Source organism: Marinifilum sp. JC120, from assembly GCA_004923195.1.
In the GTDB taxonomy this organism is placed as follows: Bacteria; Desulfobacterota; Desulfovibrionia; order Desulfovibrionales; family Desulfovibrionaceae; genus Maridesulfovibrio.
On record RDSB01000014.1, the window covers coordinates 76423 to 91644 of the forward strand.

A 15222-nucleotide genomic window follows, 5' to 3' on the forward strand; every position below is an offset into this window, starting at 1 on the left:
CCGGAAAAGAGAATAATTGCCATATACCTAGGCCGATTTCTGTGAAATATATGTGAACAATTGGCCTGATCTACCCAACCTGCCCCTTCAAGCGTAATTCGCGATCCACAAACTGGCTCAGCACTAAAGAGACCAGTGCCATTCCTGCTGCTCCGAGGAAAACAATACGGTAATCCTGCATCCAGGCGATTCCTCCCAGTACAGGCACAAACACTGCCGCAATATGGTTTATGGTAAAACTGACCGCCATACTTGGCGCAATATCCGGTTTGTCGGCAATCTTCTGAAAGAAAGTTTTGATGGCTATGGTGAAGTTGAAAAAGATATTATCTAAAATATAGAGCAGTGCTCCCACAAGGGGGCTGTCAGTGTAGGCATAGGCGGTAAAAATCAAGGTAAGGCTGACGTATTCGAGAGTCAGGACCTTGCGTTCACCAAACTTGTTTACCGACTTGGCAATAAGTGGATTCACAAAATAGTTGATCACATTATTGACCACAAAAAGAATGGCGATATGCTGCAAAGAAAATCCGAATTTCTTAACCAGCAAGAAAACGGCAAAAGCCACAAAAATCTGCCTACGCGCCCCGGCTATAAATGTCAGGGCATAGAAGAGCCAGTACTTGGAACGAAAGATCATCTTCTTGTGCTGCGGAGGCAAATCAGGAGAGGATGGATCACGGGTCAGACAATAAAATCCGGCGATAACCGCAACCAGCCCAGCTCCCAAAAATATATCCTGATAATCCATGAATCCGGAAATGGATATTACAACTATGCCCACGCAAATATTCGTAGCAGCGGCAAGACTACGCAAGCGGCCCATGACCAGCGGAGCCTCAGAGTAGCCGAAATATTGCAGGGTCAGGGATTGATTCAGGGTTTCGTAGTAGTGGAAGCCGAAGGACATAACCAGAGTAGTCAATGCCAGCCCGGCAAAAGACGGAAAATACCCGGTAATACAGATACCAATTCCCATAACAATCACCGAAAGTGCAGCCAGCCGATGCTCCTTGATGAACATGAGCACGTAGATTACAAGCAAAGCCAGAAAGCCCGGAATTTCCCGGATGGACCCAAGCATGCCGAACTCTCCGCCGTCCAGCCCGGCGACTTCAACGGCAAAGTTGTTGAGCAGGGTCCGCCAGCCCTGAAAGCCGACAGTGGTAGCAATGGTCAGCACAAGCAGAAATATATACATCTTACGGGAAGTGAAGCTTTTTGTAGGCACGCTGCGATCCTTAAAATGATGAGATTGTGATAAATGGGCGTATAGCAGGGACGGCAAAAGTAATCCTGCATCTTTTATAAAACAAGTAAAATTTAACAGGCAAAGAAATGGCAGACTTTCCTCCCCCGTATACAGTACGGGTCAGCCCAAGGGCGAAAAACGTGATCATCAAACTCATCCCTGACAAGGGGCTTGAAGTGGTATTGCCCAGAGGGGCGAACCGCAGAGATGTGCCCTACTTTCTTGAAAAGCGGAGGGAATGGATTGAGCACAATATTCGCAGACTGGAGCAAAAAGGGCTTTCCCTATCCCCGCCGGAGCTGATCCTGCCTGATGAAATATGTTTTGCCTCCAGCGGAAAAATTTTCACGGTAAGAAGAGTCGAAAACCGTAAACCGGGACTGCGCATGCGCCGTAATGTGGACAAACTTCTTTTAAGCGGCTCGGACTGGTCCCCGAAAGAAGAGCTTGAAGTGCTGAACCGTTTTGTGCGCAGTGAAGCGCGGGAATTCCTTGTGCCCGAACTCAAAAAAATATCAGACGAACTCAACCTGCCCTTCAGCAAAGTATTCATCCGTTCCCAGCGCAAACGCTGGGGCAGCTGCTCTGCCAAGGGCAATATCAACCTGAACATGAAACTCCTGTTCCTGCCCTACCGCTTGATGCGCTATGTACTGATCCACGAACTCTGCCACACCGTACACCTCAACCATTCAGCAAAATACTGGCGGCTGGTTAAAATGGTGGAACCGGATGTGGAAGAGCTGGAAAAGGAACTTTCCGAAGCCGGAAGGCTGGTTCCGGCTTGGATTAATTTTTAATGCTCCAACCTTTCACCCTGCTTCTTCCTCTTTACAAACACGCACAAATGGATGAAGTTTAATTTTTTAATAAGAACACAGCTAAAAGCACAATCACATATATCTCTTTGAGGATTCGCGATGGAAATCAGCAGCAAGAAAGTGGGAAATGTTTTAATACTGGGCATCAAAGGACGCCTTGATGCGCTTACGTCTACAGATCTTGAAAACGAAATGTGCAAACAAATTGAAGCCGGGGAAACTAAAATAGTCTTCGATCTTGGGGATCTGGAATACATTTCCAGTGCCGGACTTAGGGCCATTCTTTTTTGCGCCAAGAAACTGAAGACAACAGATGGCACCATTGCTTTCGCCAATATTGCCGGAATGATCAGCGAAGTATTTGAAATTTCCGGATTCGGTACAATGTTCAATATCTACAGCTCCGCTCTTACCGCTGCGGAAAAAATATCCTGAGAGATTCTATATGCTGCGTCTTGTTCTGACCTTCCTTATGACATCAATATTCCTCATCAGCGGGCAAACTTGCAAAGCCGAAGGGTCCCGGACCATTTCCAAGGAAGAAATACGCCGGGTTCTGAAGAACAACCCGGATCTGATTTTTGATGCCCTGAAAGGACATGAGGAAAAGCTCTACGACCTTTTGCAGATCGGACTTGAAAGAAAAAACAAATCCCGGATCAGGGCAGGCAGACTCAAGCAGCTTAAAAATCCCAAAAATCCACAGCTCCACCCGGGCCGCCCGGTATGGGGTTCATCCAATGGGAAAATCAATATTGTAGTCTTCTCCGACTTCCAGAGTGCGACCAGTGCGAAGGCGGACAAGGCAATCCATGAGTTGCTGGAAAAGCACCCGGACATCAGCTACCGTTTCCGGCACAACCCGCTTGGATTACACAAGATGTCTCTCCCTGCGGCCAGATATTATGAAGCCCTTGCCATTCAGGATCAGACCAAGGCAAAGAGACTTAATCGACTGCTCCTGCAAAACAGACTGTCCATCAAGAAGAACGGGACAAAAAGACTTGATCAGCTGGCAGAAAAATGCGGAGCGGATATGGCACAACTGCATCGAGTCCTGAATTCTGCACAGGTCAATGCTCGAATTGACGGGGACCGCAAGGAAGCCCGCAAGCTGGGCCTGACCGCATCCCCGGTATTTCTTGTAAACGGGGTAACTGTGACAGGGGCCGCCCCGGTGGAAGAATTTGAAGAAGTGCTCCAGATGATTCGCAGCAATTAAAATTCTCGACGGCTTCCAGCCTTGTGTTATTTTTTTAGGAATATCAAAACAGACCACAACAATAATACTGGGCATGAGCACGATAGTGATATATTATCGTAGCATTCCAAAATACATATAATCTTCCAACTAAATGAACGTAATGCCACAAAGTGAATCTGATGTACGCCGTGTATTCCTGCATACCGGGGATGCATATATCGGCGTAAAACCAACCATAGTTTCTACTGTTCTCGGGTCTTGTGTGGCGATATCCATGTTCTCTCCCCGCAAAAGACAAGGGGTTATCTGTCATGCCTTCCTGCCCTCACGCTCAGAAATTAAAAATACAAACGAGCCTTCCATTCAGATTTGCAGGTATGTAGACACAGCTGTCGACCATTTGCTAAAGAGTATGAGGCGTCTGGGGGTCAGAAAAAACGAACTTGAAGTTAAGCTTTTCGGTGGAGCAACCGGCTTGACTTATTCTCAGGTAAGACCGTCATGCGCGTTGGGAATCGGCAACAGAAATGTTGATGCCGCCCTGGAAAATTTAAAAGCAATAGGACTCAAGCCTCTTACCATGGACGTGGGCGGAAATGTAGGAAGAAAGTTGCTCTTTTCAACCTACACCGGAGATGTCTGGATCAAAAGGCTTGAAAAAAAGATGTTTTAGCCCCTCTAAACGGCCATACTCTGCAAGAATAAAATGAAATTCACTAATAAGCTTTCTTCTGCTCTTCTTCTATTCGCCCTTTTTATTTTCTGCCTGCCCGGGCTTTCCGCAGCAGGCAACACCATCTACCAATACTCGATCATTGATTCTTTACTTGCAGGCAATTACGATGGTGAACTGACCATTGCAGATTTAAAAAAGCACGGAGATACAGGACTGGGCACTTTCAACAGTCTGGACGGAGAAATGGTTTTCCTCGACGGCGAGGTATACAAAGTCAATGCCCGAGGTAAAGTCCTTAAAACGAACGATAACGAACTCACTCCATTTGCGGCTGCGGCTGTGTTCAAAACAGACAAAATAATTAAACTTGATTCCGTAAAATCTCTGGATGAATTGAACAGCAAAATTTCAAAAGCCCTTGGTTCTGAAAACATCTTTTACGTTATTCGTATTGATGGAAAATTTCACAAAATGCGCACCCGCAGTGTCCCGGCTCAGAAAAAACCATACCCGCCACTGAAAGAAGTGGTTAAAAATCAGAGTATCTTTGGATTTAAAGAAATTGAAGGAACCATGATCGGTATAAAAAGTCCTTCCTATGTCAAAGGGATCGGGGTACCTGGTTTTCACTGGCATTTCATAAACAAGGAGCGCACTTTCGGGGGGCATGTTCTTAATTGCATCTTCAAAAATATGGCCGCAAAAGTCGGAACATACAACGAATTTCAGTTACAACTTCCCGAGACCAGAAGCTTTCTCGACTCTAAATTCGAAAAAGATAGACAAAAAGAATTAAAAGAAGTGGAAAAAGATTCTGAGAAGAAGTAAAATAACTCCATAATCACTCTCTTTGTAACTGTATAATATTGGCCGGGAGTTAAGCATGAGCGAACGAATCCTTGTTCAGGTAGACGAAGACCTTGAAGCCATCATGGGCCGTTATCTGGAAATCAGACAAAAAGAACTAGCGGAGCTCGAAGAAGCAGTTGCTCAAAAAAACTTCGAAATCATCAGGTTGCTGGGACACCGTCTCAAAGGCACCGGTTCCTCATATGGACTTGACGAACTGACCCGACTGGGAACTCTCATTGAAGACAAAGCTATGGACAACGATATGTCTAAGGTCCCGGAATTCACTGCTGAGATCAGACATTTCCTGAACCATATCGATATAGAATTTGTTGAAATGGACGAATAATAAATAAGGCCGGGAGTTTCCTTAACTCCCGGCCTTACCATTTTACATCAAAAACTTTCCGGTAACCGAATCAGGATTGGCGATAATTTCTTCAGGAGTCCCCTGAGCCACAATCTGCCCGCCGGACTCCCCGCCTCCGGGCCCCAAGTCAAAAACATAATCAGAAGCACGAATCACATCGGTATTATGCTCGATGACGATAACCGTGGCTCCCTTCTCCACCAGCTGTTGCAAGACCTTGATAAGCTTCCCCACCTCGTGCATATGCAGCCCGGTGGTAGGCTCATCAAGGATATACAATGTTCCGGGCAGGCTGCGCTTACCAAGCTCACGGGAAATCTTGATGCGCTGTGCTTCACCACCGGAAAGGGTTGTAGCTGGCTGGCCCAATTGCACATATTCGAGTCCGACCTGTTCCAGTACTTCCAGCCTGCGTTTGAGCGTAGGGTGATTCTCAAAAAAAGCCTTGGACTGACGCACGGTCATATCCAGCACTTCCGCAATATTCTTGCCCTTGTAATCAACTTCCAGAGTCTGGCTGTTATACCGCTTGCCCTTGCATACATCGCAGGTCACGTACACATCGGGCAGAAAATGCATCTCCACCCTGATCTGACCATCACCGCGACAGGCTTCGCAACGACCGCCACGCACGTTAAAACTGAAACGACCGGGCTTGTAACCCCGTTTTTTAGCTTCTTTGGTAGCGCAGAAAATCTTGCGAATATCATCAAAGATTTTTGTATAAGTTGCCGGGTTGGAACGCGGAGTCCTGCCGATGGGCGACTGGTCGATGGAAATAATTTTCTCAATTTTCTCGATGCCGTCAATGCCGGAAATACGTCCGGGCTGATCCACCTTCACCCCACGCGACAATGCTATGTGCTTGTACATGGAATCCACCACCAGCGAACTCTTGCCCGAACCGGAAACCCCGGTAAAACAGCAGAGTACGCCCAGCGGAATATCCACATCAAGATTCTTAAGGTTGTTAGTATTAACACCTTTCATCTTGATCCAGTCTTCGGGGATGCGTCGCTCATCAGGCTTGTCCAAAGCCAGCTCGCCACGCAGATACTTGGCAGTCAAAGTCTGAGCCTTACCGAGCAGCTTTTTCACACTGCCCTGATAAACAATCTCGCCGCCGAGCATGCCCGAACCGGGACCAATCTCAATTACATGGTCTGCGCTGCGAATGGTGGATTCATCATGCTCCACCACCAGTACGGTATTACCACGGGATTGCAGGGAACGCAGGGTTTTAATCAACCGCTCATTATCGCGCGGATGCAAACCGATGGAAGGTTCATCAAGTACGTAGGTAACACCCACCAGCCCGGAACCGAGCTGTCCGGCCAGCCTGATACGCTGAGCCTCACCACCGGATAAAGTTGCCATGTTCCGGCCAAGGTTCAGGTAATCAAGACCCACGTTAACCATAAACCCGAGACGGTGGGTCAATTCCTTCAGCAGCGGTTCAGCGATAAGCATTTCGTGCCCTGAAAATTCCAAACCTTCCAGCCAATCCAATGCCCGTTTGATGGACATGGAGCAGAACTCAAAAACTGAAACAGAATTCACTTTTACGGCTAATGACTCGGGACGCAGTCTCGCGCCTTCACAGGCCGGGCATGGTCTTGACTGACGGAAACGCGAAAGCTCGTCACGCCAGATACGCCCAAGATTATGGCCCACCTCAAGCAGATCCACCACGCCTTCCCAGCCCAGTTCCTTGTCACCGTAGAACAGGGCTTTGTGCGCAGCAGCTGAAAATTCACTAAGCGGGGTATCTACTTTAAAACCGTGTTTTTTGCCCAGTGCACGGAAATCCGCTTCATAGCGTTCAAACATCTTGGGCGATTTCCACGGGATGACCGCCCCTGTCTTGAGCGACAACCCTTTGTTGGGGGCCAGCAATTCCGGTTCATAATAATCCACACTGCCGAGACCGGAGCAGAGTGTACAGGCACCCTGCGGGCTATTGAATGAAAACAACTGCGGAGAAAGCTTGGGCATACTTATCTTGCATGAAGGACAGGTGGACATGGTGGAGAGGTACACATCATCGCCGCCGATGATGGAAACCACAATGGATTCGTCCCCGTAACGCAGGGCAAGCTCAAGGGAATCGCCCAGACGTTTTTTCATATCGCCTTTGATTACAAGGCGGTCCACCACCAAATCAATATTGTGTTTCTTATTCTTCTCAAGGTCCGGCGCATCATCAATAGTGTAGACTTGCCCGTCCACACGCACACGCACGAACCCTTCTTTTTTCAACTTTTTGAACAGGTCCTTATGCGTCCCTTTCTGGTGATCCACCAGCGGGGCCATCAGCATGAATTTAGTGCCTTCACCAAGAGCCATGATCCGGTCCAGAATCTCATCGGAAGTCTGGGCCGCAATGGGGATGCCACATTCAGGACAGTGGAATTTACCCAGCCTTGCAAAGAACACGCGCAAAAAGTCATAAATCTCGGTTACCGTACCCACGGTTGAACGCGGGTTACGCGAGGTGGATTGCTGTTCCAACGAAATGGCCGGGGAAAGGCCCTCGATCTTGTCCACCTTTGGTTTGTCCAGCTGTGGGAGGAATTGCCTTGCGTATGCGGAAAGGGATTCCACATACCTGCGCTGGCCCTCGGCATAGACAATATCGAAGGACAAGGTGGATTTACCGGACCCTGAAGGACCACAGACCACAACCAGTTGGTCACGTGGAATATCAAGGGTCAAATTTTTAAGGTTGTGCTGACGCGCACCTTCAATATGGATAGATTTTTTCATGTATTAAGATGCCTCCGGCGGCTCTCCGAGGGCCAAAGAAACTTTTTGAAAAAAGTTTCTTTGGACTCTTCAAAAACTTTTAATATGGCTTCGCCGTGTTATGCGGATAGTTGGAAAAATTCAACGAAGGGAGAGAATAAGCATTTCCAGAAAGAAGGCAAGTTTATCAGGAATGATTCTTAATTATTTTTTATGTCTTTGTCAGGATCTTCGCATTTAGGCATAGGACTGGTGCTGAAATTATCTTCCACGTCCTCAAGCCCGTTTTCTTTGATGTCTGCGACGAACAACTCCACTAATTCCGGATCAAGTGACGGTCCTGCCAGCTTACGCAGGATGGAGAAAGCTTTATTAAGGTCCATGGCATTCTGATAGGTGCGGGTAGTGGTCACCGCGTCAAAAACATCAGCTATGGAAAGAATACGTGAGCCGGTTTTAATTTCATCGCCCTGCAAACCGTTGGGATATCCTGTGCCGTCCAGCCGTTCATGATGAGAACGCACATATTCAAGGGCAGGACCGAGGAATTCCAACCCGCGCAACATACGGAATCCCCATTCCGGGTGCTGTTTGATCTCTGCCAGCATTTCAGCATCAACCTTAGTATCCACATTTTGAATCAAACGGTCACTGAACCCGATCTTGCCTATATCGTGCAAGGTTCCGGCCACGTGCATGGTCCAAATTTCATCTTCGGAAAGTTCCATCCTGCGCGCCAGACGTTCGCAGTAAAGTCCCACCCGTTCCGCATGACCGCGGGTATACGGATCACGCAGGCTCAGTCCACGAGCCACAGCCTTGATGGTTGCCACAACATTACACTTAAGTTCCTCATTGGCCTGCTCAAGAGCAAACTCACGAGCCTCAATACGGACCATCATCAACCCCACGGATTCAGCCAGTTCCCGCACATAAGGATCAAATCCCTCAGTGGTCAAATTCATAATATCATTGGAATAATTGCCGCCTGAAATTTCCTGAATACAGGTCAGCAGTTCGGTAAGTCCTTTCATGAAGCTATCCGTGGTTAAGGGTACAACAAGACTGATTGTCTTCCCTTTTATACTGAAGTGGAGGAAAGTTCCAGAGGGGATAAAAACGGATTAGTTGGATGAATTTGAGCAAATTATTCTGATGGAATAATTCTAGTAGAATAAAAAATATTATTCTCTTGGAATAATATTAATGCAAAATAAATACCCCCTTTGCAAGATTGCTGAGGGGGAGATCTTAACTAAAAAGTCCTGACCAGCCACTTCCTAAAAACTGGATCAACAAGATTCCATCCATTTTCTTCGTCGCTAATTAAATCCTGCAAACTTAAATGTTTTAGGGCTTTTTGAACTCCTCCCGGAGAAAGGTTGGTTTCCCTTAAAAAAGCCTGCGAGGTAACTTTACTTCCCGGATGTTTCGCAAGTCCCACCAACAAGCCCTGCTGTACAGAAGTTAAGCCATCCACAACTCCCTGATATGAGTATCTTTCACTTGCAAGCAATGATTCAAAACATTCATCCACATCTTCAAGGTTGGGATCAGTTCCCATGCTGAACAACAAATAGCAAAACAACTGCGCGTAATAAGGATACTGCTGAACAAGATTAGATACAGAGGCCGCCGCTTCGTGTGAAATAAAATTGCCTCCCTTTTCGAAAAGATCAACAATATACTCCACAAGGTCATCGTGAGGCAGCGGAGGAAGTTCCATCAAAAGAGTGCTATTGTAGAAAGGACGATGCCTGTCCGTAAACATAGACTTCAGAATACGCCGCCTGCTACCCGCAAAGATATACCCCACGCTATGCATTTGGATATGGGTCCGCAACAAAGCTTCGGTTTTACCTTTGTCCACTTCTACAATATCCTGAAATTCATCCATGGCAATATGCACAGGCTTGTCCACCTTTTCTGCAAACCGCCCGATCTCAGAAAGAAGCGACTCAAGCAGATCATAACCGGAAATGCCCTCAGAAGCGCGCACATCTATCTGTATTCCGCCATCCTCAGTGGGTGTGAAAACCGGACGGTAGGTCTTGAAAAAATCAAGCAAAGCCTTTTTGCTCTTCTCAAAAAAGGACACGTAATCGCTCAGCCCTTCATAAATAGCCTTAGCAAGTCTGGACGCTAGATCTTCAACCGACATAACTCGGTAAAAATCCACATAAAAGACATATGCCCCTTTATCATGCAAATCCTTTTGAGCTCGCTTAATCAGAGAAGTCTTCCCGTATCTACGCGGAGAAAATAGGGTAACATTCGCACCGTTCATGCCGTGCAAAATCAGATCTGCAAGTTCTTTTTCACGATCACAAAAGGGATCGCTGGGCCGTAAGGTATTAAATCGGAAAGGATTATTCATGGATCACCTAAAATCATTCTAGCAGAATATTAAATTTTATTCTTATAGAATTATTCTAGTGGAATATTTTGGTTTGTCAAACAAAGAAAAACTCCCTGCCTCGCACGAGACAGGGAGTTCCTACTTCCAAAAAATATCAACCAAAAATTAAAACTACTTATCCATCTCAACCTTCTCCCCCCGATAAGTATCCCACTGGGCAACTCCACCGCCAATGTACACCTGCCCCGGCAAGGGGAAATGGGTATGAATGAATATCCATTTACGCTCCGCCTTAGCGTGCTCTACCAATGCGTCTGCTATGGCGTTCATCATGCCCTTTACCTTATCGTCGTCAAAGAACCCCGGTACGTAGAGGTCTACAAACAAAGGCTTATTGCTGCGCTTACCTTCGTACACAACAGCATCAAAGGTCTGCCAATAGTAGGTGATGAACGACTCTTTGATACCTGTATCCTTGCTAACATCCTTGCTGACCGACGCCAAAACCGCCTCTACATCAAGATCGGTTTTGGGTGAGGTCACCCTGACCATGGGATCGGCGGGGTCGATGCCGCCTTCGGCATACGAATTCACGGGAAAAAGCGATGCTGCGCAGAGGATGCAAAGCAAGAGAAAAGCAGGAATGAAAGCGTTTTTGACGGAGTTCGACATTTGGGGAATCCCTAGATTTAAAGATGATACTTACCAAAAAATAAACGGGCCGTTGCAATATACAACGGCCCGTTTATTTTGAAAAGCATATTCGCCAGTCTGTTAAGCCCCGACATGCTCCTTGTAAGCCTGTACGGTGTTGATCAGAAGCTGGGCAATGGTCATGGGACCGACTCCGCCGGGAACCGGGGTCATGGCGGACGCCACGTCTTCGAGGGCGGCGTAATCGCAGTCACCAACCAGACCTTCGTCTGTGCGGTTGATACCTACGTCAATTACGACTGCGCCTTTCTTAACCATATCCTTCTTGATGAACTTGGCAATGCCGATGGCGGCGAAAACGAAATCTGCTGCTTTGACTTCCTCGGCGAGGTTGTCGGTGCGGGAATGACAGACAGTTACGGTGGCGTTTGCGAAATCACCGTACTGCATGAGCATCATGGCAAGGGGTTTACCTACAATGTTGGAACGACCAACCACAACCGCTTTCTTGCCGGAGGTGGGCAGGTTGTAGCGTTCCAGCAGGGTCATGATGCCTGCGGGGGTGCAGGAACGGAAACCGGGCAGACCGAGCATGAGCTTGCCTACGTTCATGGGGTGGAAACCATCCACATCTTTGCCGGGATCGATGAGTTCAAGACAACGCTGGCTGTCCAGTCCCTTGGGCAGGGGCAGCTGCAAGAGGATACCGTCGATGGTCTCGTCTGCGTTCAGCTTCTGGATCAGTGCTTCAAGATCATCCTGAGCAACGGACGCATCAATACGGTGAGCAGTGGAAACAATACCTGCTTTTTCGCAGGCAATTTCCTTGTTGCGCACGTAAACCTGAGATGCGGGGTCCTCGCCGACCAGAATAACGGCCAGACCGGGCGCTCTACCGTGTTTATCTTTAAGTCCGTCTATCTCTACCTTCAGCTCTTCACGAATAGTAAGGGCTGTTTCTTTACCATTCAAAATCTGCATTGAAATTTCTCCGCTGTTTAAGGCCTGTGGGTGAAAAATGCATATTGTAATTTTCTCCCACTGGCAAGAAGACAATATATACAAACAGGGCTGCGAGGAAACCCCACAGCCCTGTAATAAACTAATAAACCGTCAGTCTATGACGGATCATCTTAGTCTTCGCCGAAGAAAGCTTCCTTCAGTGCGGGACCGTAGTAGATGCCATCATCTTCGAGGTCTTCCTCGATGCGCAGCAACTGGTTGTACTTGGCAAGACGGTCAGAACGGCAAAGGGAGCCGGTCTTAATCTGGCCTGCATTGAGACCTACTGCGAGGTCAGCAATGAAGTGATCGCTGGTTTCACCGGAACGGTGGGATACAACGTTGGTGTAACCTGCGGTCTTAGCCAGTTCCATGGTGTCGAGGGTTTCGGTAAGGGTACCGATCTGGTTCAGCTTGATCAGGATGGAGTTACAAGCACCGCGCTCGATACCTTCAGCAAGAATTTCAGGGTTGGTTACGAACAGATCGTCACCAACAAGCTGAATTTCTTCACCGAGATCGTCGGTCATTTTTACCCAGCCTTCCCAATCGCCTTCTGCAAGACCATCTTCAATGGAAATAAGCGGGAAACGCTCTACGAAATCAGCGTAGAAATCAATCATGCCCTGAGCGTCGAATTCTTTACCTTCACCGGCCAGAACGTACTTGCCGTCTTTGTAGAATTCGGAAGCAGCAGCGTCGATAGCGAGTGCTACGTCAGCACCGGGGCGGTAGCCTGCTTTTTCAATAGCTTTCATGATGTATTCGAAAGCCTGTGCGTGAGACTCAAGGTTAGGCGCGAAGCCACCTTCGTCACCAACTGCGGTGTTGTGACCGTCAGCAGCCAGCAGACCTTTCAGGGTATGGAAAATTTCAGCACCCATGCGCAGAGCTTCAGCGAAGGTCTCAGCGCCGACGGGCATGATCATGAATTCCTGAATATCAAGGTTATTGGGTGCGTGCTCGCCACCATTGATGATGTTCATCATGGGTACGGGCAAGAGCTTGCCGTTTACGCCGCCGAGGTACTGGTAAAGAGGAATACCGAGCAGGTTTGCAGCAGCACGTGCAACAGCCATGGAGACGCCGAGCATTGCGTTTGCGCCGAGACGATCTTTATTTTCAGTGCCGTCAAGTTCGATGAGAATATTGTCGATGTTAACCTGACGCAGAGCATCCTGACCAACAAGAGCTTCGGCAATTTCTTCACGAATATTGGCAACAGCAACCAGTACACCTTTACCCATGTAACGATCTTTGTCGCCGTCACGCAGTTCGAGGGCTTCGCGGGTACCGGTGGATGCTCCGGAAGGAACAGCGGCACGGCCGGTTGCGCCGGATTCAAGTACTACTTCTACTTCTACGGTGGGGTTACCTCTGGAATCGAGAATTTCTCTCGCCCAGACTGCTACGATAGTGCTCATGACATTACTCCTTAAAAAACAACACTTTCCGGTTACTTTGGAACTGCCGGACACTTTCCCGGCAAAAGACCTACATTAAACTATTTTTCACTGCCAAACCAAGCCATGCGCAACCCGTCCAGAAGGAGAGTGGGTTCCACATGATCAATAGCCTGACAGACTTCAGCTATCTTGGAGGCAAAACCTCCGGTGGCGATGAGTTCAACCTCCCCGCCGAGAGTCTTGCCCAAACGCTCGCTCAAACCTTCAACCATGGCCGCAAAACCGAAGATAAGCCCCTGATTAAGGCTGTCTGCGGTACTTTTACCCGGCCTGATGGTATCAGACTCAATCTCAAGAGAAATATGCGGCAACTTCGCGGTACCGGATGCCAGTGCCTTGGTGGAAGAAAGCACTCCGGGACAGATAAGCCCGCCCATGTAGTCATTACCAACCACACAATCAAAAGTGGTAGCGGTACCGAAATCAACCACAATAAGGTTCTCGCTGTCGCTGATCTGGCGGCCCGCAAAAGCAGTAACCAGCCTGTCCGCGCCAACTTCCCACGGCCTTTCATATTTGTTGTTCAAAGCCAGCGGAATGGAATCCGGGGCAAAACGCAGTTCGCAGGGGAAAAACCTTTCCACGGCCTGTTTCAAAATCGGATTCATGGGCGGAACAACCGAAGACACGGCCCCGCCAATGATGTCCTCATTGGAAAATCCGGCCACCCTACAGATTTCAACGAGCTTAAGTCCCCATGAATCAGCAGTGCCTCCGGGATCGGTAGGCAAGGTGAATGAAGGACCGATTTTATCACGGGTGGAAAAACCGATTTTTGTATTGGTGTTTCCCACATCAAAAAGTAAAATAGTTTCCGAACTCAAAATTGGACTCCGCTGCTTGCTGGATTCTTACTCCAAAATCTAATACCATAATCCACAAAAACTAAAAACATGATTGCGGTACAATTATGCTACAACTTCAAGTCTGTTTTCATAGACCGCTCGAAAAACTAACACCATTGTTGATTTCTCTTTCCGGGCAGCCTGTTAAGACCTATCTGGATGTCCGCGTACTCCATTCTCGGAAATGAATCAATATGGTTTTCTGATCGAAAGTGAACACAAAAATGTTCGAAATGCAACATCTTTATAATAATTTGGTAGCTTATTGACTTGAGTGAAATTAAAAATTAAAAAAATTAATCATCAAAAAAATTTGATTTTCCCCTGAACCCCTATGCGGAGCATGCCGTGCCAGATAAAAAGCTTCTCTCCATTGCGGAAATTTCCCGCCTGCTGGAAGTCCCTGAATCAACCCTCCATTACTGGAAAAACCGTTTCGCCCAGTACTTGCCAAGCACAGGCCGCAACAGGCAGAAAAGGTTCAAATCCGAAGCAGTTGAAATTTTTAAAATTATTGCATCCATGCTCAAACAAGGCCACACAGCTGAAGATGTCATGGCGGAACTTTCCCGCAAATATCCTGTCAATGTGACTGTTGATCCTCAGAATCCCGAATCTGTCCCCCCGGCCCATATGCAAATCCAGGCACAGCAAGCCAATCTTGAACCTGCTATCCAGCTGGCTGCGGCCATGGGCACGGAAATAGCCAAGTCCATCAATGATGGTCTCAAGGGAATGCTATCCTGTATGCCCGCCGGAACCGTATCAGAAGACGTCAAGGCCTGCATGGACAAAGCCAACGCAGACCTGAGTGCTCAGAATGAAAGCATAGAAGGTATTAAAAACGAAAACGTCCTGCTCAAGGAAAAGCTTTCCATCATGGAAGCGGAGCTGGTCCGGCTACGCAAAGACCGCCGGGAAATGGAAAAGTTCCTCCTTGACAAGCTGAAAAACATTACTAAGTAATCCTTGCCTTTTT

15 protein-coding genes are annotated in these 15222 nt (G+C 47.7%); 7 read left to right on the forward strand and 8 right to left on the reverse strand.

The window, feature by feature from the left end; translation table 11 throughout:
- Positions 1-70: 70 nt before the first annotated feature.
- Positions 71-1231: an MFS transporter gene (locus tag D0S45_14185; GenBank protein ID TIH13760.1), complete on the reverse strand. Its 1161-nt coding sequence runs from the start codon at positions 1229-1231 to the stop codon at positions 71-73.
- 107 nt (positions 1232-1338) lie between these two features.
- Here D0S45_14185 and D0S45_14190 point away from each other — a divergent pair, with 107 nt between their 5' ends.
- The 6 genes from D0S45_14190 to D0S45_14215 all read left to right on the forward strand — a co-directional run bounded on the left by D0S45_14190 (position 1339) and on the right by D0S45_14215 (position 5151).
- Positions 1339-2052: a M48 family peptidase gene (locus D0S45_14190; GenBank protein TIH13761.1), complete on the forward strand. Its 714-nt coding sequence runs from the start codon at positions 1339-1341 to the stop codon at positions 2050-2052.
- 120 nt (positions 2053-2172) lie between these two features.
- Positions 2173-2508, forward strand: coding sequence for an anti-sigma factor antagonist (locus tag D0S45_14195; GenBank protein ID TIH13762.1), 336 nt, complete (start codon positions 2173-2175; stop codon positions 2506-2508).
- 10 nt (positions 2509-2518) lie between these two features.
- A complete protein-coding gene (locus D0S45_14200; protein ID TIH13763.1) occupies positions 2519-3295 on the forward strand; it encodes a disulfide bond formation protein DsbA in 777 nt (258 codons plus the stop codon).
- Positions 3296-3437: 142 nt separating this feature from the next.
- Entirely contained in the window at positions 3438-3950 is a 513-nt protein-coding gene (locus D0S45_14205) for a chemotaxis protein CheD (GenBank protein ID TIH13764.1), read from the forward strand.
- 33 nt (positions 3951-3983) lie between these two features.
- Positions 3984-4781, forward strand: a complete 798-nt coding sequence (gene budA / locus D0S45_14210; GenBank protein ID TIH13765.1) for an acetolactate decarboxylase — start codon at positions 3984-3986, stop codon at positions 4779-4781.
- Between the two features lie 55 nt (positions 4782-4836).
- The gene (locus tag D0S45_14215) at positions 4837-5151 is read left to right on the forward strand and encodes an Hpt domain-containing protein (GenBank protein ID TIH13766.1); all 315 of its coding nucleotides are present in this window, start codon (positions 4837-4839) and stop codon (positions 5149-5151) included.
- 42 nt (positions 5152-5193) lie between these two features.
- Here D0S45_14215 and uvrA read toward each other — a convergent pair whose 3' ends face one another.
- The 7 genes from uvrA to D0S45_14250 all read right to left on the reverse strand — a co-directional run bounded on the left by uvrA (position 5194) and on the right by D0S45_14250 (position 14222).
- Entirely contained in the window at positions 5194-7938 is a 2745-nt protein-coding gene (gene uvrA, locus D0S45_14220; protein TIH13767.1) for an excinuclease ABC subunit UvrA, read from the reverse strand.
- 179 nt (positions 7939-8117) lie between these two features.
- Entirely contained in the window at positions 8118-8951 is an 834-nt protein-coding gene (locus D0S45_14225; protein TIH13768.1) for an HD domain-containing protein, read from the reverse strand.
- Positions 8952-9172: 221 nt separating this feature from the next.
- On the reverse strand, positions 9173-10294 hold the full coding sequence (locus D0S45_14230) for an ATP-binding protein (protein TIH13769.1): 1122 nt from the start codon (positions 10292-10294) through the stop codon (positions 9173-9175).
- Positions 10295-10447: 153 nt separating this feature from the next.
- Complete coding sequence (locus tag D0S45_14235; protein TIH13770.1) at positions 10448-10948, reverse strand: hypothetical protein; 501 nt, start codon at positions 10946-10948, stop codon at positions 10448-10450.
- Positions 10949-11050: 102 nt separating this feature from the next.
- Entirely contained in the window at positions 11051-11911 is an 861-nt protein-coding gene (folD, locus tag D0S45_14240) for a bifunctional methylenetetrahydrofolate dehydrogenase/methenyltetrahydrofolate cyclohydrolase FolD (protein ID TIH13771.1), read from the reverse strand.
- Between the two features lie 152 nt (positions 11912-12063).
- Positions 12064-13356, reverse strand: coding sequence for a phosphopyruvate hydratase (locus tag D0S45_14245; GenBank protein ID TIH13772.1), 1293 nt, complete (start codon positions 13354-13356; stop codon positions 12064-12066).
- Positions 13357-13436: 80 nt separating this feature from the next.
- Positions 13437-14222, reverse strand: a complete 786-nt coding sequence (locus D0S45_14250) for a type III pantothenate kinase (protein ID TIH13773.1) — start codon at positions 14220-14222, stop codon at positions 13437-13439.
- A 369-nt stretch (positions 14223-14591) separates the two neighbouring features.
- Here D0S45_14250 and D0S45_14255 point away from each other — a divergent pair, with 369 nt between their 5' ends.
- Positions 14592-15209: a MerR family transcriptional regulator gene (locus D0S45_14255; protein ID TIH13774.1), complete on the forward strand. Its 618-nt coding sequence runs from the start codon at positions 14592-14594 to the stop codon at positions 15207-15209.
- Positions 15210-15222: the final 13 nt, after the last annotated feature.